This window comes from Phenylobacterium sp. (assembly GCF_035309685.1).
In the GTDB taxonomy this organism is placed as follows: Bacteria; Pseudomonadota; Alphaproteobacteria; order Caulobacterales; family Caulobacteraceae; genus Phenylobacterium.
The window spans coordinates 50,208-71,538 of record NZ_DATGEX010000035.1; the positions used below are offsets into that span (position 1 = coordinate 50,208).

General features: G+C 68.8%; 19 protein-coding genes. 8 read left to right on the top strand and 11 right to left on the bottom strand.

Annotation, left to right across the window (positions count from 1 at the left end; all coding sequences use genetic code 11):
• Positions 1–107 precede the first annotated feature (107 nt).
• Positions 108–824, bottom strand: a complete 717-nt coding sequence (locus VKQ35_RS11470; RefSeq protein WP_324361668.1) for a hypothetical protein — start codon at positions 822–824, stop codon at positions 108–110.
• Between the two features lie 62 nt (positions 825–886).
• Positions 887–2,185 carry a hypothetical protein gene (locus VKQ35_RS11475; RefSeq protein ID WP_324361670.1) on the bottom strand — a complete coding sequence of 433 codons (1,299 nt, stop codon included), beginning with the start codon at positions 2,183–2,185 and terminating at the stop codon, positions 887–889.
• A gap of 832 nt (positions 2,186–3,017) precedes the next feature.
• On the opposite strand from VKQ35_RS11475, the gene VKQ35_RS11480 reads away from it, so the two are divergent.
• The gene (locus tag VKQ35_RS11480; protein WP_324361671.1) at positions 3,018–3,383 is read left to right on the top strand and encodes a hypothetical protein; all 366 of its coding nucleotides are present in this window, start codon (positions 3,018–3,020) and stop codon (positions 3,381–3,383) included.
• 83 nt (positions 3,384–3,466) lie between these two features.
• Here VKQ35_RS11480 and VKQ35_RS11485 read toward each other — a convergent pair whose 3' ends face one another.
• From VKQ35_RS11485 to VKQ35_RS11515, 7 genes are all read right to left on the bottom strand, one after another.
• Complete coding sequence (locus VKQ35_RS11485; protein WP_324361673.1) at positions 3,467–4,555, bottom strand: acyl-CoA dehydrogenase family protein; 1,089 nt, start codon at positions 4,553–4,555, stop codon at positions 3,467–3,469.
• A gap of 29 nt (positions 4,556–4,584) precedes the next feature.
• Entirely contained in the window at positions 4,585–5,790 is a 1,206-nt protein-coding gene (locus VKQ35_RS11490) for an acyl-CoA dehydrogenase family protein (protein ID WP_324361675.1), read from the bottom strand.
• Positions 5,791–5,942: 152 nt separating this feature from the next.
• Positions 5,943–7,172, bottom strand: coding sequence for an acyl-CoA dehydrogenase family protein (locus VKQ35_RS11495; RefSeq protein ID WP_324361677.1), 1,230 nt, complete (start codon positions 7,170–7,172; stop codon positions 5,943–5,945).
• 171 nt (positions 7,173–7,343) lie between these two features.
• Positions 7,344–7,577, bottom strand: coding sequence for an acyl-CoA dehydrogenase family protein (locus VKQ35_RS11500; RefSeq protein ID WP_324361713.1), 234 nt, complete (start codon positions 7,575–7,577; stop codon positions 7,344–7,346).
• Positions 7,578–7,580: 3 nt separating this feature from the next.
• Positions 7,581–8,537: an acyl-CoA dehydrogenase family protein gene (locus VKQ35_RS11505; RefSeq protein WP_324361679.1), complete on the bottom strand. Its 957-nt coding sequence runs from the start codon at positions 8,535–8,537 to the stop codon at positions 7,581–7,583.
• Between the two features lie 88 nt (positions 8,538–8,625).
• Positions 8,626–9,852: an acyl-CoA dehydrogenase family protein gene (locus VKQ35_RS11510; protein ID WP_324361681.1), complete on the bottom strand. Its 1,227-nt coding sequence runs from the start codon at positions 9,850–9,852 to the stop codon at positions 8,626–8,628.
• 61 nt (positions 9,853–9,913) lie between these two features.
• Positions 9,914–11,137: an acyl-CoA dehydrogenase family protein gene (locus tag VKQ35_RS11515; RefSeq protein ID WP_324361683.1), complete on the bottom strand. Its 1,224-nt coding sequence runs from the start codon at positions 11,135–11,137 to the stop codon at positions 9,914–9,916.
• Positions 11,138–11,279: 142 nt separating this feature from the next.
• On the opposite strand from VKQ35_RS11515, the gene VKQ35_RS11520 reads away from it, so the two are divergent.
• The 3 genes from VKQ35_RS11520 (at position 11,280) to VKQ35_RS11530 (ending at position 14,986) form a co-directional block, all read left to right on the top strand.
• Complete coding sequence (locus VKQ35_RS11520) at positions 11,280–12,965, top strand: bifunctional lysylphosphatidylglycerol flippase/synthetase MprF (RefSeq protein ID WP_324361685.1); 1,686 nt, start codon at positions 11,280–11,282, stop codon at positions 12,963–12,965.
• A gap of 77 nt (positions 12,966–13,042) precedes the next feature.
• Complete coding sequence (locus VKQ35_RS11525; protein ID WP_324361687.1) at positions 13,043–13,561, top strand: DUF2076 family protein; 519 nt, start codon at positions 13,043–13,045, stop codon at positions 13,559–13,561.
• Positions 13,562–13,756: 195 nt separating this feature from the next.
• On the top strand, positions 13,757–14,986 hold the full coding sequence (locus tag VKQ35_RS11530) for a pyridoxal phosphate-dependent aminotransferase (RefSeq protein ID WP_324361689.1): 1,230 nt from the start codon (positions 13,757–13,759) through the stop codon (positions 14,984–14,986).
• Between the two features lie 34 nt (positions 14,987–15,020).
• Here the strand turns inward: VKQ35_RS11530 and VKQ35_RS11535 are convergent, their stop codons facing one another.
• Both VKQ35_RS11535 and VKQ35_RS11540 read right to left on the bottom strand, forming a co-directional pair.
• Positions 15,021–15,770 carry a hypothetical protein gene (locus VKQ35_RS11535; RefSeq protein WP_324361691.1) on the bottom strand — a complete coding sequence of 250 codons (750 nt, stop codon included), beginning with the start codon at positions 15,768–15,770 and terminating at the stop codon, positions 15,021–15,023.
• 107 nt (positions 15,771–15,877) lie between these two features.
• Positions 15,878–16,081, bottom strand: coding sequence for a hypothetical protein (locus tag VKQ35_RS11540; protein ID WP_324361693.1), 204 nt, complete (start codon positions 16,079–16,081; stop codon positions 15,878–15,880).
• A 372-nt stretch (positions 16,082–16,453) separates the two neighbouring features.
• Here VKQ35_RS11540 and VKQ35_RS11545 point away from each other — a divergent pair, with 372 nt between their 5' ends.
• Genes VKQ35_RS11545 through VKQ35_RS11560 form a run of 4 tightly spaced genes read left to right on the top strand, consistent with a single transcriptional unit; the run spans position 16,454 to position 21,290 of the window.
• A complete protein-coding gene (locus VKQ35_RS11545) occupies positions 16,454–19,057 on the top strand; it encodes a peptidoglycan-binding protein (RefSeq protein WP_324361695.1) in 2,604 nt (867 codons plus the stop codon).
• A 35-nt stretch (positions 19,058–19,092) separates the two neighbouring features.
• Positions 19,093–20,013, top strand: a complete 921-nt coding sequence (locus tag VKQ35_RS11550; protein WP_324361697.1) for a sulfite exporter TauE/SafE family protein — start codon at positions 19,093–19,095, stop codon at positions 20,011–20,013.
• The gene (locus VKQ35_RS11555; RefSeq protein WP_324361698.1) at positions 20,013–20,792 is read left to right on the top strand and encodes a TIGR02186 family protein; all 780 of its coding nucleotides are present in this window, start codon (positions 20,013–20,015) and stop codon (positions 20,790–20,792) included. The genes VKQ35_RS11550 and VKQ35_RS11555 overlap by 1 nt, the downstream gene beginning before the upstream one ends.
• A 3-nt stretch (positions 20,793–20,795) precedes the next feature.
• Positions 20,796–21,290, top strand: a complete 495-nt coding sequence (locus VKQ35_RS11560) for a DUF3429 domain-containing protein (RefSeq protein ID WP_324361700.1) — start codon at positions 20,796–20,798, stop codon at positions 21,288–21,290.
• Positions 21,291–21,331: the final 41 nt, after the last annotated feature.

The following is a 21,331-nucleotide window of genomic DNA, read 5'->3' on the forward strand; positions in this document are numbered from 1 at the left end:
ATGGGGAAGGCTGTCGCCACTGCGGCGACGGTCCATGGGCGATGGCCCCCGTAACGGCTGGCGGCTGGATATGTTGCGTGGCGGCGGGCGCTAAGCCTTGGCGCCGCTCAGCCCCGCCACCCCGACGCCGCCGGGCGGTAGATCTTCGGCGTCAGCCGCCCGATCCGTCCCTCGATGGCCGCGATTTCGGCGTTGGCCTCTGCAATGTTGAAGGCGATGCCCAGGTCGATCGACCGGTCGATGACCATGTCGCGCTCGCACCACAGCCCGACCTCGCGGCGGCGGCAGGCTTCGATGTACGCCGCCTTGAACGCCGGGAATTTCCGCAGCCACGTGTAGACCGCCTTGGACGAGGGCATCCCCGGCCGCCGCACCACGGCGCTCAGCGCCGCCCCGTCCTCGACCGCCGCGCACACCGCCTCGCCCCACGCCGGCGTGTAGCTGCTCCTGCGCCCCGAAACCCAGGTCCGCACGCGCTTGCCCGCCGCCAGCCGCGCCCGGTCCCGCGCCTGCGCCTTCACCCGCCGCAGCTCAGCCCGTTCCTGCTGCTCCACCTCGGCCAGCACCGCGCGCACCCGCCGATAGGCCTCCCCGAACCCGGGCACGACCTTCACCCAGTGGAACACGGTGCAATAGGCCGGCATCCGCGGATCGGCGGTGATCGCCCGGATGGTCTCCCGGTCCGCCATCCGCTGCAGGATCAAACGCCCCATCGCCCACGTGAAGGCCGACGGCTTGTCCCCGCTCTCATGATCCATCGGCGGGATCGGCCAGGATTTGGCGGGACCGGAGGGACGGGCGGCGAAGGTTCGCTCTGACGGCATCCCGGCAGTCTAGGCCGAAACGCCGTCAGACGTGAACAAAAAGAGAACTATCCTGCGCTCCGTCAGTTGGCGGGGACGAGCTTCAGGCGGGTTTGCGCGGGGAACTTCGCCGCCGGCCGCGGTTGGGGTTGCTTCGCGGGGGCCTGGCCTGGCGGCTGCGAGGGGGCGGTTGGTGCTTGGGGCGGTGGTGGCGGCGCCGTCGGAGTCTGTCCCTTGGCGACTTCATCGAGGTTTTTGAACGCCAGGCCTGGGTCGGCCACCAGTCCCTTGTCGACGAAGGCCTGCAGTTGGGTTTGCAGGGACTTGGCTTTCGACTGCAGCGTCTTGGCTTTCTTCGTGTCGTCGGCGGTCGGGGTCGGCGGCGTTTTGGGGGCTGGGGCGCCGCCGGGCGCCGCGCCCCCGGGCGTCGCGCCGGCGGCCGGGGTCGGCGCCCCGCCGCCGGTGTTGTCCGTCTTGTTTCCGGTGTCGAACTTGTCCGAGATCGGCGGCGTTGCCGGCGCGGCCGTCACGGCGTTGTTCGCGATCGCATCCGTCATGTCGGAGATGATCACATAGGGCGTGCATTTGGCCTGGATGTCGCGGATGTCCTGCACGGCGAAGCCGAAGGTGTAGTCGGTTATGTCCTTGTTGCGGACACCGTCCCAGAGCGCCTGAATGTTCGTGCGCACCATCTTCTGCGCCGACCAGGCGAAGGTCGCGCCGAACGTCAGGTGCTTGTGATAGATGTCGGTGGAGGCGGTGACCGTCGAAAAGCCGATGGCGGCGGCGCTGACCGTCCGTGCCGTGGCCCGCGACGCCGAGAGCACCGCCGACCCCAACCCGCTGCCCACCGTCAGCGCGTCCTTGCCGAACAGCAGGTAGGTTTCCTCCTCGCCGTTCGACGCGAAGTAGTTGTCGCAGTTCTGCGTGATCAGCGGCACGGCGGCGGCCACCATCGCCAGCGCCTTCAGGTTTTCATCGGTCGGCGGCTGCGGGGGAGGGGCGTCGCCGGTCGACGCGTCGTTCGACTTGGTCGGCGGGGGAGGCGGCGTGATGTCGGCGGCGCTCGTCTTCGGGACCTTGGCGGCCGCGGCGCTGGCCAGCCTTGAAGCCTCATATGCGTCCCTGAAGGCTTGCAGGACGGGGTCATCGGGATACGGCGTGGTTCTGCCGTCTTCGCGCGGAACAACCGGTCCCTGATTGTTGACCACAGGACTCGCGCCCTTGAACGTCGCGCAGCCGCTGGTGAACAGGCACAGCGCCGCCGTGGCGCAGACGAGCGCCGGCTTGGCGGCGCGGCGCGAGAGCCGCGGCGCGGCCGCGCCATAGACAGTGACCTCGCCGCCGCGCGCAACGACCGGCGACCTTGATTCATGGACCATGGTTCCCCCCAGGATGAAATGCGCCCGCGCACGGGCGAAAGAGTTTTGCGAATGACGACAATGGGTTGTCGCGTGGAGGCGACGGCCTCTCAGCGCGGAACCCAGGCCACTGACTCTACGCGCACGGACGAGCCCTCCTTCGCCGCCGAGGCGACGATGAACGCTCTAGATTGTACTTTGGAAAATTACGCGCCCCGACTGATCGCGCAAAAGCTGCGTTTTGAATGCGGAGTCGTCAAGGTAGAAATATCGGCGGTCCGCAAGTTTGTCCGCCGATGGTCAGGATAGCGGCGCCCGGCGGCGGAGCACGTCTCCGGGCCTGGGCCGCCTCAAGCCCTCGGCCCGCCGCCGGTCCCGATAGGCCATCTCCAGGCGGCGTCTCCATGGTTGCCGGCCTGCCCCTCTCCCAGGCGCGGCAGCGCCGTGGGAGAGGCGGGGAGAGGGCGGCTCCGCCGAGGGAATTCGGCGCCGACATTGGCTCAAGGGCCAGCGGGTCCAACGGCCGGGCCGATCCCGCCGCCCGCGCCGCCCTCTTCCAACCTCTCCCGCGACGCTGCCGCGTCCGGGAGAGGCGCGGGGAAAGCGCAAACACCCCACCCCTTAAACCCCATGGTGGAACGTGTGCCCTGGCGTCGGACTTGGTCAAGGACGCGCCAAGGGCGCGCCGCGCCGCGGCGAGGGCTTGAGCCCTCGTCCTTGACGAAGCCCGGCGCCAGAGCGGCAATCTGGGCATGGGGTTTGGGGAGAGATCGATCCAAGAGAGAGCGTCTCCAGCCTTGACCCCTTCGAAGCTAGAGCTTCAGTTCAACCCGATGGTCGAACCGGAGGTTCAGTGACAGATCAACGGAGACGGCTGCTCGCGTTCGTGGGGCTTGTTGCTGGTGGCGTGCTCTACGCGGCCTTCCAGCATGGCAACGTCGGCCTAGTGGGTACGCTGCTTTCGGCCTCGTCACTGATGCTGCTTGGGCCGGACGTTGAGGGTTTTATCGTCAGCCGACGGAGTTCGAAACAAACCCTCTCGGCTGTTGTCGTCGTCTTGGCGATTGGGGCTGCCTTTCCCGTGCTGTTGCTCCTGGCAGGCTTCTCGGCCGCCTCGAATTCCGATCTCTGGAAGGTCTTTTCGGCGCTACTGTTGGCGGATGGAATATTGGGCAAGTTCGCGATTCAACGGCTGATCGCGCCACTACCCAAGGCGTAGAGACACCCACAGAAAAGCCCCGCCAGCGTCACCGCCAGCGGGGCTTCACTAACTCACAGCCAGCCGCCGGCGCGGCCCAGGCCCTAGTACCCCTGGATCCGCGCGTAGCGGTCCCGATGGAACGCCTGGTTCCCGAACGCCGCTTCGGCCGCGCGGGCGCGCTTCAGGTAGAAGCCCGCGTCGTGGGCGTCGGTCATGCCGATGCCGCCGTGCATCTGGACCATCTCGTTGGAGACCAGGTGGAAGGTGTCGCCCATCTTGGCCTTCGCCAACGACACCAGCTCCGGCACGTCGGGGCTGTCGGAGTCGATGGCGGCCAACGCGGCCTCGACCGCTGACCTCGAAAGTTCCAGGTCGGTGAACATCTTGGCCGCGCGGTGCTGCAGGGCCTGGAAGGAGCCGATCACCTGGCCGAACTGCACGCGGACCTTGAGGTAGTCGAGCGTGGTCTCGAAGGCCTGCAGGGCGCTTCCCAGCATCTCGGCGGCGACGCCGGCGCGGGCGCGGTCCAGCACCTTGTCGATCAACTCCGCGCCGCCCGAGAGCGGCTCGGCGGCCGCGCCCTTGAACTCGATGTTGGCGGCGCCGCGGCTGTCGGCCAGGTGCAGGCGGGTGCGGCTGACGCCGGCGTCATCGGCCTTGACGACGAAGAGGCCGACGCCGTCCGGGCCCTTGGCCGAGACGATCAGCACATTGGCCGCCATGCCTTCCAGCACGAAGGTCTTCTTGCCGGTGAGCTTGCCGCCGCTGACGGTGGCCTCGACCTTGGACGGGTTGTGGTGCGGGCCCTCGTCGATGGCGAGCGCGCCGACCGCGGTCCCCTCGGCGATCTTCGGCAGCCATTCCGACTTCTGCGCGTCCGAGCCGCCCAGGATCAGCGCCGACGCGGCGGCGAGGCCCGACGACAGCAGCGGGGAGGCGGTGAGCGTGCGGCCGAGCTCCTCCAGGATCAGGCCGAGCGACAGGTAGCCGAAGTTGGAGCCGCCGTATTCCTCCGGGATGATCACCCCGGCCCAGCCCATCTCCGCCATCTCGTTCCAGGCGGCGGCGTCGTAGCCGAGCTCGGCCCCGCTATCGCGCATCTTGCGGAAGGCGGTGACCGGGGACTTTTCCTGCACCCAGCTCTTGGCGGCGTCGCGCAGCATGCTCTGTTCTTCGCTCAGAACGGCCATTTCAATTTCCTCTCAAAATCTCAGTTTTTTTAATGGTTTTGGGTCAGGTCGGGCAGGCCCAGGATGCGCTTGGAGACGATGTTCGACTGCACCTCCTGGGAGCCGCCGAAGATCGTGAAGGCCTTGCCGAACAGCCAGCCGCGCACGGCGGCCAGTTCGTCGGCGGTGAAGTCGTCGCCCTCCCAGCCCAGGCCCTGGTGGCCCATGATCTCCAGCGTCATTTCCTGACGCTCCTGGATCAGCTGGGTGCCGGCGTTCTTCATGATCGAGGTGGCGGACGACGGCCCGGCGTTGCCCTTGCTCTCGACCATGGCGCGGATGGCGGTCTGCTGGAAGGCGCGCCAGTTGATGGCGTTGTTGACCAGGCGCGTGCGCAGGTCCGCGTCGGCGATCCGGCCTTGAGCGTCGACCCCGACATATTGCTTGGCGAGCTCTTCCAGCGGCTTGCCGCCGGAGCCGAGGCCCCCGCCGGCGCCGGTCAGGCCCGAACGCTCGTGCTGCAGCAGGCGCTTGGCGATGGTCCAGCCGCCGTTCAGCGGCCCCACCAGGTCCTTCTTCTCGGCCCGCGCATTGGTGAAGAAGGTCTCGCAGAAAGGTGAAGAGCCGGCGATCAAAGGAATCGGACGGACTTCAACGCCCGGCTGATGCATCGTGAACAGGACGAACGAGATGCCTTCATGTTTCTTTGAAGTATCCGTCCGCACAAGACAGAAGCACCAATCGGCCCATTGCGCGCCGCTTGTCCAGATTTTCGAGCCGTTGATCTCGAAGTGGTCGCCTTTATCTTCAGCCTTGGTAGAAAGACTTGCGAGGTCGGAGCCCGCGCCCGGTTCGGAGAAGCCCTGACACCAGGCGATCTCGCCGCCCACGATCGGCGGGATGTGCTCCTGCTTCTGCGCCTCGGTGCCGTATTCCAGCAGCGTGGGGCCGAACATCATCACGCCCATGCCGCCGATCGGGTTGTAGGCGCCGGCGCGGGCGATCTCCTGCTGCACGATGCGGCCCTCGGCCGGCGACAGCCCGCCGCCGCCATAGGCCGCCGGCCAGGTCGGCACGCCCCAGCCCTTGGCGCCCATCGCCTTGCGCCAGACTTCCTGGTCGGCGTTGGGCTTCATCCGCTCCTCGACCGCCATCGGGCTCGGCTTGCCCTTCAGCGACGCCGGGAAATTGGCCTCGATCCACGCCCGCGCCTCCGCCCGGAAGGCCTCCAGGTCCGTCGCGCCAAAATCAGCCATCGCCAAAAATCTCCATCAATATTCCGCTCATCCCGGCGAAAGCCGGGACCCAAGCCGAGCCCGGGGAAATTCCCGGCGCGTCCGCCTGGTCAAAGCCCCGCTTGGATCCCGGCTTTCGCCGGGAAGAGCGGAGTTATGTTATCGCCGATACCCTATCTCGCCTGCGTCACCTCGGGCAAACCCAGGATGCGCTTGGAGATGATGTTGTTCTGGATCTCCTGCGACCCGCCGGCGATGGTCCCGGACTTGCTGCGCAGCATGGCGCGCATCGTCCCGATCTCGTCGCGGCTGAAGCCCTCGCCGTCCCAGCCCAGGCCCCGGGCGCCCAGGATCTCCACGGCCAGTTCGGCGCGCTGCTGGCGCACCTGGCTGCCGACGTTCTTCAGCACCGACGACACCGCCGACGGGCCCGAGTTGGACCGCGTCTCAGCCGCCGCGCGCAGGCCGGTGAGCTGGAAGGCCTGAGCCTCCATCAGGTGGTCGGTTAGCCGGCGGCGCAGGTCCTGGTCGGCCAGCACGCCGGCCTCGTCCAGGCCCACATAGTCGCGCGCCAGGATGTTGAGCGGCGGGCCGGGCGTTGCGCCCGCCTGCGCGCCGGACGTCAGTTGCCCCGCGCCGCTGATCCCCTGCCGCTCGTGCTGCAGCAGGCGCTTGGCGATGGTCCAGCCGCCGTTCAGCGGCCCCATCAGGTTTTCCTTGGGCACCTTCACGTCGGTGAAGAAGGTCTCGCAGAAGGGGGTGGTGCCGTTGATCAGCAGGATCGGCCGCGCCTCGACGCCCGGGCTCTTCATGTCGATCAGCAGGAAGCTGATGCCCTCATGCTTTTTGCTCTGGTCGGTCCGCACCAGGCAGAAGCACCAGTCGGCGAGGTGCGCGCCGCTTGTCCAGATCTTGCTGCCGGAGACCAGGTAGTGGTCGCCCATGTCGACGGCCTTGGTCTGCAAGGAGGCCAGGTCCGATCCGGCGCCCGGCTCCGAGAACCCCTGGCACCAGCGCAGCTCGCCTTTGACGATCGGCGGGATGTGGGTCCGAAGCTGATCCTCATTGCCGTATTCCAGGAGCGTCGGGCCGAACATGATCACGCCCATGCCGCCGATCGGATTGGGCGCGCCGATCGCCGCCATCTCCTCGGCCAGCACCCGGGCCTCGGCCCGCGAAAGCCCGCCGCCGCCCAAGTGCTTGGGCCAGGTGGGCGTGCCCCAGCCCTTTTCGCCCATGCGCTGTTTCCACAGCGCCGCGTCGCCCTCGAGCCGCGCGCCGCTGGCCTCGGCCTCGGTCACCGCGCTGGCGTCGCGCCGCAGGGAGGCCGGGAAGTTCTCTTCGAGCCACGCGTGCGCTTCGGCGCGGAAGGCGTCGAGATCGGTGCTGCCAAAATCGGCCATCTAAGCTCCTCCGATTTCGCCCAACCCCAGGTGTCATCCCGGTTTTCGCTTTGGCGAAAGACCGGGACCCATACGCGCCAGCGGTTCGGGATCGGCCGGAGAGCTTGGCGTCTATGGGTCCCGGACAAGCCGTCTTCGCGGCTTTCCGGGATGACCCCTGGATGGGGTCAGTTATCCGTTCTGCGTCGTGTCCGGCAGGCCCAGGATCCGCTTGGACACGATGTTCGACTGGATCTCCTGGCTGCCGCCGAAGATCGTGGTGGCCTTGCCGGAGAGCCAGGTGCGCACCGCCTCGCGCTCGTCGCGGGAATATTCGTCGCCCTCCCAGCCCAGGCCCTGGCTGCCCATGATCTCGACGGTCAGCTCGGCCTTTTCCTGACCGATCCAGGTGCCGGAGTTCTTCATCACCTAGGTGGTGGCGCTGGGGTTCTGATTGCCCTTCGCCTCGTCCGCCGCGCGCTGCAGGGTCAGGCTGTGGGCGCGGGCGTCCATCATGTGCTTGGCGACGCGAGTGCGCAGGTCCGGGTCGGCGATGCGGCCCTTGTCGTCGAGGCCCACGTACTTCTTGGCCAGCGACACCACGTCCTGGCCGGCCATCATCCGCCCGCCGCCCTGGCCCGAGCGCTCGTGCTGCAACAGCCGCTTGCCCACCGTCCAGCCGCCGTTCAGCGGCCCGACCATGTCGTCCTTTTCGGCGCGCGCGTCGGTGAAGAAGGTCTCGCAGAAGGGTGAGTTGCCGGCGATCAGCTTGATCGGGCGAGTTTCCACGCCCGGCTGATGCATGTTGATCAGCACAAAGCTTATGCCCTCGTGCTTTTTCGTGGTATCTGTTCTGACGAGGCAGAAGCACCAGTCGGCATATTGCGCCCCACTGGTCCAGATCTTCTGGCCGTTGATCTTCCAGTGGTCTCCGGCGTCCTCGCACTTCGTCTGAAGGCTCGCGAGATCGGAGCCCGCACCGGGCTCGGAATAGCCCTGACACCAGCGCAGCTCACCGCGCACGATCGGCGGGATGTGGCGCTTCTTCTGCGCCTCGGTGCCGTATTCCAAGAGCGTCGGGCCGAACATCGAGGTGCCCATGCCGGCCACCGGATTGTCGGCGCCGATGCGGTTCATCTCCTGCTGCAGCACGCGCGCTTGGGCGCCGGTCAGGCCGCCGCCGCCATATTCGGTCGGCCAGGTCGGCGCGCCCCAGCCCTTGTCGGCCATCCGCTGTTTCCACAGCTTGCCGTCGGCGCTCAGGCCCTCGGCGCCCGGGATCATCTGCACTGGCTGGTTCGCCAGCGACTTGGGGAAGTTGGCCTCGAGCCACTCGCGCGCCTCGGCGCGGAAGGCGTCCTGGTCGGAGCCACCGAAGTCGGCCATCTGAAATTCTCCCTAATATCTTATATATTCAATACTTTAGATAAATCGTAGCACGGAAATGCGATGGTTTGGAGTCTCGTGTCTTCGTTCAATTCTTCTGGGGATCGGGCAGGCCCAGGACGCGCTTGGCCACGATGTTCAGGTTGATCTCCGAGGTGCCGCCCTCGATCGAGTTGGCCTTGGACCGCAGCCACGACCGCACGGCCGCCAGCTGCTGCTCCGAAAAGCCCGCGCCGTCCCAGCCCAGGCCCTCCAGGCCGAAGGCCTCGATCATCAGCTCGTTGCGCTCGTGAGCGATCTTGGCGCCGGCGTATTTCATGATCGCCGCGGTGTTCGAGGGCCCGTTGGAGGCCCGTGCATCGTCGGCCGCCCGCTTCATGGTCTGCTGGAACGCCCGGTTCTCCATCAGGTGGTCGGTGATCCGCCGGCGCAGGTCCGGATCGCTGAGCCGGCCGTCCTCGTCGACGCCCAGCGCCGCCTTCGCGGCCTCCGGGATCGTCGGCATGGCGACCGTCTGGCCGATATTGCCCGAGCCCAGCGAGCCCGCGATCGAGTCCCGCTCGAACTGCATCAGCCGCTTGGCCACCGTCCAACCGCCGTTCAGCGGCCCGAACAGCTGGTCCTTCGGAACCTTCACGTCGGTGAAGAAGGTCTCGCAGAAGGGCGAGACGCCATTGATCAACAGGATCGGCCGCACCTCGACGCCCGGCGTCTTCATTTCGATCAGCAGGAAGCTGATGCCTTCATGCTTCTTGGCCTTGTCGGTGCGCACGAGACAGTAGCACATGTCGGCGTTCTGTGCGCCAGAAGTCCATATTTTTGAACCATTTACGAGGAAGTGGTCGCCCTTGTCCTCTGCGAAGGTCTGCAGGGAGGCCAAGTCCGATCCTGAGCCGGGTTCCGAGTAGCCCTGGCACCACCAGACGTCGCCGTTCACGATGCCCGGGAAGTGCTGCTTCTTCAGCGCCTCGGAGCCATATTCCAAGAGCGTCGGGCCGAAGAACGAGATGCCCATGCCGCCGATCGGATTGCGCGCGCCGATGGCGGCCATCTCCTCGGCCAGCACCTTGGCCTCGGCGCGGGAGAGGCCGCCGCCGCCGACCTCCTTGGGCCAGGTCGGCGCGCCCCAGCCCTTGGCGCCCAAGGCGTGGCGCCAGGCCTTGACCTCGGGGCTCTCGGGCTTGGCCTGCAGCTTGGCGAGCTGCGCCATCGGGTCCTTCGCCAGGGCCTTCGGAAAGTTCGCGTCCAGCCAGGCCCGGGCCTCGGCCCGGAAGGCCCCCAAAGAGGCTTCGGTGTCGCCGCCAAAATCCGCCATCGAAATCTAGTCCTAAAAATCAGCTCTCGGGTCCGCTCGAAATAGAACGGGCCGTTTTCGTCTATTTCGGGTCGGGCAAGCCGAGCACGCGCTTGGAGATCACGTTCAGATTGACCTCCGAGGTGCCGCCCTCGATGGAGTTGGCCTTGGTGCGCAGCCAGCCGTGCACCGCCGCGGTCTCGGTGGGCGTGAAGCCTTCGCCGTCCCAGCCGAGGCCGAGGCCCCCCATGGCCTCCACCACCAGCTCGGCGCGCTCCTTGGCGAACTCGGCCGCCGCATATTTGATGATCGAGGTGGCGGCCGACGGGCCGTTGGACGCCCGGCTTTCCGCGGCGATCCGGCCGATGGTCTGGCGGAGCGTCTGGGAGTTCATCTTGCTCTGGGTGACCCGGCGGCGCAGCTCCAGGTTGGCGAGCCTGCCGTCCTCAAGGCCGACGTAGGTCTTAGCGATCTCCGCCAGGTCCGCCGCCGAGCCGCCGCCCACGCCGCCGCCCTCGCCGAAGCCGGCGGAGATGTTCTGGCGCTCGTATTGCAAGAGCCGCTTGGCGATCTCCCAGCCGCCGTTGATCTTGCCGACCAGATTGCCCTTGGGGATCTTCACGCCGGTGAAGAAGGTCTCGCAGAACGGGCTCTCGCCGCTGATCAGCTTGATCGGCCGCGTCTCGACGCCGGGCGAGGCCATATCGATCAGCACGAAAGAGATGCCCTCGTGCTTCTTCGTGGCGTCGGTGCGCACCAGGCAGAAGCACCAGTCGGCCTTGTCGGCGTAGCTCGTCCACACCTTCTGGCCGTCGATCTGCCAGTGGTCGCCCATGTCGACGCACTTGGTGGCGAGGCTCGCGAGGTCGGACCCGGCGCCGGGCTCCGAGTAGCCCTGGCACCAGCGGATCTCGCCGCGGGTGATCCTGGGCATGTGTTCGGCCTTCTGGGCCTCGTTGCCGTATTCCAGCAGGACCGGCCCCAGCATCCAGATGCCGAATGACAGCAGCGGCGGGCGATAGCGGCCCCGCGCGATCTCCTGGTCGACGACGCGGGCCTGGGCCGCGGTCAGCCCGCCTCCGCCGTAGTCCTTCGGCCAGGTCGGGGCGGTGAAGCCGTGCTCGGCGCAGCGCCGCATCCAGACGCTCTGCGGGTCGTCCGAGCCCGCGAAGGCGCGGCCGCCCCAGACGGCCTCGGGATCGGTCTTGGCGTCAGCGTCGCGCAACTCGGCCGGATACTCAGCCTCCAGCCAGGCGCGGACCTCCGCGCGGAAGGTGTCGAGGTCGGCGGCGCCGAAATCAGCCATGGCGGTCTGCAGCACTCTTCAGAAGGCGGAAGCGTGGTTCACCTTAGCGCCGGCGTTTGCGCAACGAAACAGCCGTTTGAGACGCTCAATCCTCACAAATCGGCTATAGATCGTCCACTCTGAAACGGACCGACGGGGCTGGATGCAATTCTTGAGGGACCTTCGCCCGGCGGCGTTTGCGCTGGCGCCCTGGACGGCCGCGATCCTGACCGCGGCGGCGGGCGTCATGCTGCTGGTGTCGGGCGCCACGCCGTCCGAGCCCGTGCGCTTCATGCGGCTGATCCAGATCACCCCAGTCTATCTCATCGAGGCGGCGCACTTCCTCTCCAGTATCCTGGGCCTGGCGCTGGTGCTGCTGTCGTTCGGCCTGCGGGCCCGGCTGGACGCGGCCTGGTACGCGACGCTGGGCGCGCTCCTGCTGGGCGCGACGCTGGCCCTGCTGAAGGGTTTCAACTGGGAGGAGACCGCCGCGCTCGTGGTCCTGGCCGCGGCGCTCGCACCCTTCCACGGCGCCTTCCCGCGCACCTCGCGGCTCACCCGGATGGAGATCACGCCTGGCTGGCTGTTCAGCGCAGCCTGCGCCGTGGTTGGGACCGGCCTGCTGGGCCTGTGGACCTTCCAGCATTCCGACTACGCCGACCGGCCCTGGTGGCGGGTGATGGCCGACGCCGACGCCGAGCGGGCAGTGCGCGCCTGGGCCGGCGCGGCGCTGGTGCTGTTCGCGTTCGGGGTCTGGCGTCTGTTCGTCTCGGCCGCGACCCCGCCGGTGGTCGGCGAGCATGACCCGGACTACGAGCGGGTGCGCGCGATCCTGGCCAAGGCCGAGGTCGCCGAGCCGGGCTCCAACCTGGCGCTGCTGGGCGACAAGCGGTTCCTGTTCTCGGCGTCGGGCGAGAGCTTCCTGATGTTCGGCGTGCGCGGGCGGTCCTGGGTCGCGCTGGGCGCGCCGGTGGGCCGCCGCGACGAGCGCCAGGAACTGCTCTGGCGGTTCCGTGAGCTGGCCGACAGCCACGCGGCGCGGCCGGGCGTGCATGGCCTCAACGCCGAGGACCTGCCGGAAATCGTCGAGCTGGGCTTCGCCATTCAGAAGGTCGGCGAGACCGCCGCCGTGCCCCTGGAGAGCTTCTCCATGGACGGCCGCAAGCGCGGCACGGCCAGGCGCGCCTGGCGCAAGCTCGGCGAGGCGGGCGCGACCTTCGAGGTCCTGCAGGGCGAGGCGGTGACCGCCATGTTGCCGACCCTGCAGGCGATCTCCGACGAATGGCTGTCGCATCACGCAGGCGGCGAGAAGGGGTTTTCCATGGGCGGCTTCTGGCCGGGCTATGTGCAGGAGTTTCCGGTCGCCCTGGTGCGATTCGAGGGCAAGCCCGTGGCCTTCGCGACGCTCTGGACCACGGCCAGCCGTTCGGCCTTTTCCATGGACCTGATGCGGTACGCTGACGAAGCGCCCAACAACATCATGGACTATCTGTTCGTCGAGCTGATCGCCTGGGGCCGTGAGCAGGGCTACGAAGCCTTCGAGTTCGGTATCGCGCCGCTGGCCGGTCTCGACGACCGGCCGCTGGCCCCGATCATGTCGCGCGTCGGACGCCTGCTCTTCGAGCGCGGCGAGGAAATCTACAATTTCCAGGGCGTGCGCCGGTACAAGGACAAGTACGACCCGCTCTGGCAGCCTCGCTATTGCGCGGCCCCGCACAAGTGGTCGATCCCCTGGCTGATGGCCGATGTCGGCCTGCTGTCGTCCGGCGGCGTCTCCGGCCTCTCCAAGCGGCCCAAGAAGACCGAAGAGCCGCGGGGCGAGCCGGCGCCAGACGCCGCCGCCGCATAAGCGTCCCCTTGCTGTGATCTCCCCTTGCCGTGGTGTTCGGGCCTGCCTAGCTGATCGGTGAACTCCGGAGACCCGCCATGACGCCCGACGAACGCAGCATCCTGCAGAGCTTTCTCGCTGACCTCGGCCGCACGCCGAATGTGACCAAGGACCCCGAGGCCGAGGCGATGATCGCCGACGCCGTGCGCGCCAATCCGGACGCCGCCTATCTGCTGGTGCAACACGCTATCCTCGCCGACCAGGCGCTGCACGCCGCCCAGGCCCAACTCGCCGGTCAGGCGGCGCCCAGCTCGTTCCTCGCCCCCGCGGCGCCTGCGCGGGCCGTGCCGAACGTCGCGCCGGCAGACGCGCCGGCCATGGCGCCGGTCTGGGGTGACCGGGGCGGCGCGGCTGGGTCGGGCGATGCGCCCTACGCCGGCCAGGGCTACGGCGGACCCTGGGCCGGACAGGGCGGTGCGCCGATCCAGTCGAGCCCGTTCGCGGCCAACAGCGGCCTGGGTGGCTTCCTGCGCGGCGCGGGCCAGATGGCCGTCGGCGTCGCGGCCGGCGACTTCCTGTTCCAGGGCATCGAGAACATCTTCTCGCCCCGCTGGTAGTCGCCCGCGCTGGCCAAGAATCGACCTCGTCGGCGCAAAAGCTGAGCGCGACTTGAGCAGGCGCCGCCTGAACCGCGCTTCGCTGCAAATTCTGGTTGCGATCGCCGAAAGCCCGTCCGCACCCTGCTTTTCGTGATTTGCGCCCGCGATGGCTGGGCTGACGCCCGCGCGGCGACGAAAGAGGGAAATCAGGCGATGAGTGAAGTCCACACCGAGAGCGAAACGGCTACCGATCAACCGCTGATGGGCCGCCGCTCATTTCTGTTCGCCACCGCGGTGGCGACCGCGATCCCGATTCTCGGCGAGGCCGAAATGGCCCACGCCAAGCTGGCCTCTCAAATGCTGGGCGTCCTGCCGCCGGACGCGGTGATCATCAACGCCAACGAAAATCCGCTCGGCCCCTGCAAGGCGGCCTGTGAGGCGATCACCAAGATCCTGCCGTTGGGCGGCCGCTACGACCGGATGGGCGAACTCACCGCGCTGACGAACGAATACGCCGCCAAGCACGGGTTGAAGCCGGAGAACATCGCCTTCTACGCCGGCTCCTCGGAGCCGCTGCACTACACGACGCTGGCTTTCACCGGGCCGGGCAAGGGCCTGGTCATGGCCGACCCGTCCTACGAGTCGGCCAACATGGCCGCGCAGATCTCCAAGGCGCCGGTCCACAAGGTGCCGCTGACGTCGACCTACTCGCACGACGTCAAGAAGATGGTCTCCGTCGATCCGAACGCCGGCCTGATCTACATCGTCAACCCGAACAACCCGACCGGCACCATCACGCCGCGCGAGGAAATCCTCTGGGCGCTGGAGAACAAGCCGAAGGGCTCGATCCTGCTGGTCGACGAGGCCTATATCCACCTGTCCGACGAGCACGACGTGCTGGACCAGGTGGCGGCGGGCAAGGACATCATCGTGCTCCGCACCTTCTCCAAGATCTACGGCATGGCCGGCATCCGCTGCGGCGTGGCGATCGCCCGCCCGGACCTCCTGGACAAGCTGACGCCCTACTACCAGAACGCCATGCCGGTGACCGCGCTGGTCGCCGCGCGCGCCTCGCTCGCCGACGCCGACCTGATCCCCACCCGCAAGAAGTGGATCGCCGACAGCCGCGTCGAGACCCTCGCCTGGCTGAAGTCCAATGGCTACAAGCCGGTCGGAACCTCGGTCTCCAACTGCTTCATGATCGACACCGGCCGTCCGGCGCACACGGTGATCGCCGGGATGCAGAAGGAGAAGGTCTATATCGGCCGCATCTGGCCGGTGTGGCCCAACGCCGTGCGCATCTCGGTGGGCTCGCCGCAGGACATGGCGGCCTTCCGCACGGCCTTCAAGAAGGTGATGGACGCCCCGATGGTCGCCTCGGCCGCGGATATGAAGGATCCGGCGAAGATCACCGGCACGGGCGGCAAGGCGTTCCTGTCCTAGGCGCGCCGCCCGGGCGGCGGGGCCGGCCCGCCGCCTAGCCCCTGACGTTGCGGTCGATCAGCCGGTCGAGATCGTTATTGTCGCTGTGGCGGTGGTATTCGCCGTCGCGCGTCGTCGCGCGGAACTCGCCGACCACCAAAGGCCCTGCCGCCGGGCCCTTGGCCACATAGCCCACGGCGCTATAGCCGGACGCGGCCTTCCGGTCGCTGGCCAGCACATAGACCAGTGAGGCGTTCGTGCGCCCGACGTCATCGACGATCACCTCGGCGCCGTCATGGCTGGCATGCACGACGGTGTGGGCGCCGCCCAGATGGGTCTGCACGTTGGCGTTGTCGCCGTCCGAGTGGATTTTGATCCCGAAGATCCTAACGTCGGCGTGGTCGCCAACGGTGTGCACGTGGAAGAACGGCAGGTCGACGTTGGCGTGTTCGCCGGGCTCGTCACGGCTGACCGCCGGCACATAGGGCGTGGAGACCGGCAGCAGGGCGCGCAGCTCGGCCTGAGACGGGGCCAGGACTTCGGCGGCCGAGCGCCCGTCGAGCGCCACCAGCTTCAGCCGCACCATCTCGCCCACCGGCCCTTCGTAGTCGCAGGTCCGTCCATCCGCGGACCGGCTGGTGCGCGTCAAGACGCCCTGGGTATCGGGGCAATCCAGCGCCGCGACCGCCCTCAGCGGCGAGCCGCCGACCTGGGAGACCTCGTAGCCATCGTAGTCGACGCGCGTCACGCAGGCCGACAGGGCCAACGCCGAGACGCACAGGGCGCCGATGGTAAGTGTTCGCATTATCCAGACCCCAATACCCGCATCGCTCTCGCCCGCAACGGTCGAGCTTGGCCGGGGTGAAGTCCAATGAATTCCCGGTAAGGCGCTGAGGCCCCGGGGGCTCCCGCCTAGTCCTGCCCGCCCGACACCAGGAGATGGACGGCGTGGCCGAGCACGAACAGGAGGACCGCGCCCGACAGCAGCATGATGAACCGCCAGGGCATCAGACGGGGGCCCTTGTGCGGATTGGGCGGCCGCGCGCCGCGCCATCCGGCGAAGACCGCGACCGCGAAAAAGCCCGCCGCGACCTCCAAAGTGAGCGTCAGATCCATGTGCGACGCCGTATCGCAGTTGAACCCGTCAAACGGAAGCCGCCGCCCCGCCAAGGATCGATCTGTCCACAGCTCAAGCCTGCCTGCCACTACATCTAGCGTTAGGCTTTCGTTTACACCCCAAGAGACGGTGCTAGCGTAACCCCGTCCAGGAGGGGCGATTCGATGACGGCGGCGGCGCCCTGGAGCGTCAAGGGGATCGATCCCAAGGCCCGCGAGGTCGCCAAGGAGCTTGCCCGGCGTTCCGGCATGACTCTGGGAGAATGGCTTAACCGAGTTATTCTAGAAGATGACATGCCGGAGGACGTCACCTCCGAGGAGCATTTCAGCGCGCGGCCGCTCCGGGCCGCGGTCGAACCCGCGAAGTCTTTCATGCCGTCGCCGACGTTCAATGCGAGATCAGACGAGTTGGGGCGGATCGCGTTCGCCCTGGACCGCCTGACCGATCGCATCGAGGCGTCGGAGACCCGCACCGGCCTGGCGATCTCCGGCGTCGAGCACTCCGTGCGCCACGCCATGGCCCGCATCGAGACCGCCGAGCGCGAGCACCTGGCCGTCGCCACCCGCTTCGACGCCGCCGCCGAACAGCTGGCCGCCGAGCAGGCGCGGGCGTCGGACCGCATGCGCCGGATGGAGACCGAGCTCTCCGGGCCGCGCTCCACCGAAGCCCTGAAGATCATCGAAGACCAGGTCACGCGGGTCAGCAGCCAGATCGCCGACGGCGAAGCGCGCAGCCGCGCCAGCCTAGCCGAGCTCGAAGCCCGCCTGGCCAACGCCGAGGCCGGCGAGGATCCGGCCCGGCTGATCGACCAGGTGGTCTCGCAACTGGGCCAACGGCTGGCCGACGCCGAGGCCCGCACGGGCGAGGCGCTGGAGAGCCTGCGTGACAGTCTCGCCCAGCTCGATCAGCGCATGTACGCCGCCGACGGCAGCGTGCGCAGCGACATGGACAGCCGGCTGACCTCGCTGGCCGACCAGCTCAGCCGCCGCGTCGAGGACGCCCGCACCGAGATCGCCGAGCGGCTGGCCGCCACCGGCGGCGCCCAGGTCGAGGCGCGGCTCGGCGAAATGGCTGAGCAGATCGCCGCCGCTGACCAGCGCTCGGCCCGGGCGATCGAGCACATGGGCCGCGAAGTCCTGACCATGGCCGAGACCCTGAACCGCCGGGTCCAGAGCACCGAGCAGCGCAGCGCCGAGGCCATCGAGCAGGTGGGCGGCGAGATCGCGCGCATCGCCGGCGCCGTCGAAAACCGCCTGGGCCGCACCGATCAGCTGCACGCTGAGGCGCTGGAGCGGCTGGGCGCGGAGATCGGCGCGATCACCGAGCGGCTCACCGACCGCATCATCCAGTCCGAGCGCCGCGCGGCCCAGGCCATCGACGACGTGGGCGAGCAGGTGGCCAAGGTCACCGAGCGGATCGAGCAGCGCCACGAGCGGGCGGCCAGCGACCTGGCCGAACGCATCCGCCAGAGCGAGGAACGCACCGCCAAGCTGCTGGCCGAGGCGAGCGCACGGCTGGACGCCGATCCGCTGGTCGGCGCGGCGCACGAGGCGCCCGCGCCGCCGCGGGTGGAGGACGCCGAGAACGAGCTGCCGGCCGCCCCGTTGGTGTTCGGCGCGGAGCTGTTCTCGCGCGCCGAGCCGGTCAGCCAGCCGGCGCTCGATCCCAGCAATCCGGCGTTCAGCGAGGAAGACTTCGCCCACGTCGACGCCTTCGCCCCCAATGCGCTCGCCCCCGATGCGTTCGCGCCGCTGGCCGAGCGGGACGAGGAGGACCAGCTGGAGGTCGCGGCGCCCACCGCCGAGGCCTCGGTCGAGGAACCGCCGCCGGTCGAGGTCTCGCCGCAACTTTCCACCCGCGAGGTGATCGAGCAGGCGCGCGCCGCCGCCCGGGCCGCCGCGGCCGCGCCGAAGCCCAGGATCCTGCACGCGCCGGACCGCCGCTCGCGCGGCCTGCGCGCCGGCGGCCTGTTCCGCACGCTGAAGGCCCGGCCGCCCTCGACCTGGCAGACCGCCCTGATGGTGGCCGGCGGGGCCGCGTTCCTCAGTGTCGGCGCCGCCGGCGTGGTGCTGATGGAAGGCCCGACCGGCGCGCGCGTGCTGCAGCCGTTCGAGGCGAGCCCGCGCGCGGCGCTGGCGCTCACACCCGACGCGGCGGGCCCATCGCCGATCGCGGGCCCGGAGAGCCGGTCGATCCCGGCGGCGCCCGCCGCCGACGCCACCGCTGCCCAGGCTTCCTCGATCGAGGCCGACTACGCCAGGACCGCCGCCGCCGTGGATCAGAAGCAGCCGGGCGCGCTCGCCAGGCTGAAGGGGATCGCCGACGGCGGCTATGCGCCGGCGCAGATGTTCCTCGCCCACCTCTACGAGACCGGCCAGGCGGGGGTGACCATCAATCTCGGGGAGGCCCGCCGCTGGGCGCTGCGCGCCGCCGAGGGTGGCGACCCGACCGCCATGCACAACGTGGCGCTCTACTATTTCCGCGGCGAAGGCGGCCCGGCCGATACGGCGGCCGCGGGGCGGTGGTTCAAGAGCGCCGCCGAGCATGGCGTGGTGGATTCGCAGTACAATCTGGGCCTGCTCTATCAGTCGGGCTCCGGCGTGCCGCGCGACCTCGCCCAGGCCTACAAGTGGTTCACCATCGCGGCCAACTCCGGCGACGCGGGCGCACGCGCCAGCGCGATGGATATCGAGGGCAAACTGTCCGCGGCCCAGCTTGCCCAGGCCGAACACCAGGCCGACGCCTTCGAGCCCGCCGGCGCCGCCCCGACGGCGCAGGCGCTGGCCTACGCCCCCTCCTTGGTCTCGGCGCAGAAGATTCTGGGCCGGCTCGGCTACTACAAGGGCCGCCCCGACGGGGCCAATTCGCGCGACCTGAAGCTTGCGGTCACCGCCTATCAGCGCGATCAGGGTCTGGCCGCCACCGGCACACTCGATCCCGTCACCGTTTCCCGGCTCTCCGTCTTCAACCGTTGAGCCGAGTTCGGCCCGGCCTACCGGGGCTCTGAAACTTGGACATCTATCTGCCCATCGCCGAGGTGTCGGTGAATGCGCCGCTCTTGATCGCGCTGGGCGCCCTGGTGGGTTTCATCTCCGGCCTGTTCGGCATCGGCGGCGGCTTCCTGATGACGCCGGTCCTGGTGTTCCTCGGCATCCCGCCGGCGGTGGCGGTGGCCAGCATGTCGAACCATGTGGCGGCGTCGTCGATGTCGAGCGTGCTGTCCTATGGCCGCAAGCGGGCGGTGGATTTCCGCATGGGCGGCGTGCTGGCGGCGGGCGGCGCTGTGGGCTCGGTGGCCGGCGTCGAGCTGTTCCGCTGGCTGCGCCTCTTGGGCCAGGCCGACCTGGTGGTGTCGCTCTCCTACCTGATCTTCCTGGGCATCATCGGCGGGCTGATGTTCTGGGAGTCGGCCGGCGCGATCCTGCGGCGGCGGCGAAATCTGCCGGCGCCGCCGCGCCGCGACCGCCGCCCGCCCTGGCTCTACGGCCTGCCGCTGAAGCTGCGCTTCCCGCGGTCGCGGCTCTACATCAGCGTCATCCCGCCGATCGCGCTGGGCGCCTTCGTGGGCGTGCTTTCGGCGATCATGGGGGTCGGCGGCGGCTTCGTGCTGGTGCCGGCCATGGTCTACATCCTGCGCATGCCGGCCAGCGTGGTGGTCGGCACCAGCCTGTTCCAGATCATCATCACCACCGCGCTCACCGGCGTGCTGCAGGCGGGCCGCAACCAGACGGTGGACATCCTGCTGGCGACGCTGCTGCTGGTGGGCGGCGTCCTGGGGGCCCAGCTCGGCGCGCGGGCGTCGTCGCGGTTCCGGGCGGAGGAGCTGCGCGCCCTGCTGGCGCTGATCGTGCTGATGGTCGGCCTGCGCATGGGGCTTGGCCTGTTCTTCACGCCGCACGAGCCCTTCGTGCTGATGTCGGGGAACGGCTGATGGCGCTGATCCTGCCGACGCCGCTTCCACCGCCGCACGCCGGCCGCGCCGTGATCTCGGCGGCGCTCACCGAGACCAATGTGCGGGTCAATTCCGACTTCCGCGGCGACCAGATCGTGCTCTACGGCGCGGTCTTCGATCCGGCGTCCCGGCCCAGCGACGTGATCGTCATCGTGCGCGGCCCCGACCAGCCGGTGCGGATCGCCCGGAAGTCGAAGATCGCGGGCCTGTGGATCAACAGCCGCCCGGTGGTCTTCCAAGGGGCTCCGGGCTTCTACATCGCCGCCTCCACGCGGCCGCTGGACGACATCGCCCGGTTCGGGGAGTTGCGCCGCCTGGGCGCCGGGGTCGACCACCTGGCGATGAATGCGCCGGCCGAGCAGAAGATCGAGACCCGCTATGGCGTGCGCGACGTGGTGGTCTCCAGCCTGGGCGCCGACTACCTCGACTGGGAGCGCGCCGTGGTGCGGCTGAAGACGGCCGACCACCTCTATGACGTGGACGAGCACGGGGTCCGCTTCGTGGACAGGGGCCTGTTCCGCGCCGAGATCCCGCTGCCGGCCGAGGCGCCCATCGGCCGGTACGATGTGCGCATCCTGCTGTTCCAGGACCACCAGCTGGTGGCCGAGAAGGATCGCAGCCTCACCGTCGAAAAGGTCGGCGTCGAGCGCGGCCTTTACCTTTGGGCCCATCGCAGGCCATGGTCCTACGGTCTGGCGGCGATGGCGTTCGCGCTTTGCGCGGGCTGGGCGGCGTCTTCGGCGTTTCGGAGAGACTGATCGGTGACGGACCAGCCGCACGCTTCAGCCCCCCGTCCTTCAGGAACCTATGGCGCCATCCCGCCGGCGCTCTGGATCATCACGCTGACCACCTTGGCGCCGTTTCCGGCCGCCGCGATCGCCTACGGCTGGGGCGCGCCGGATGTCGCAAGGCCGGCGCTCACCGTCATTCTCAACTGGTCGGGGTGCGTGCTGGCCTTCCTGGGCGGCGTCCGCTGGGGCCTGGAGAGCGGGCGGGCTGAGCCGCGTCCGCTCCGCCTGATCATCTCGGTCCTGTCGCCAGTGGTGGCCTGGGCGATCCTGTTCTCGCGGCACCGGATCCCGGACGGCTGGGTGATCGGCGGCTGCATCGCCGCCTTCCTGGCCCAGTGGCTGTTCGACCACCAGGCGCCCGACGTGCCCGCCCGCTACCCGAGGCTCTCGACCACCATCACCGCGGCCGCCTGCATCTCGCTGGCCGTCTGCCTCGACCAGGCGCTGAAGACCGGCCACGTCTGATATCTCTAACCGCGGAGATCGCGGAGATACGCGGAGGGCGC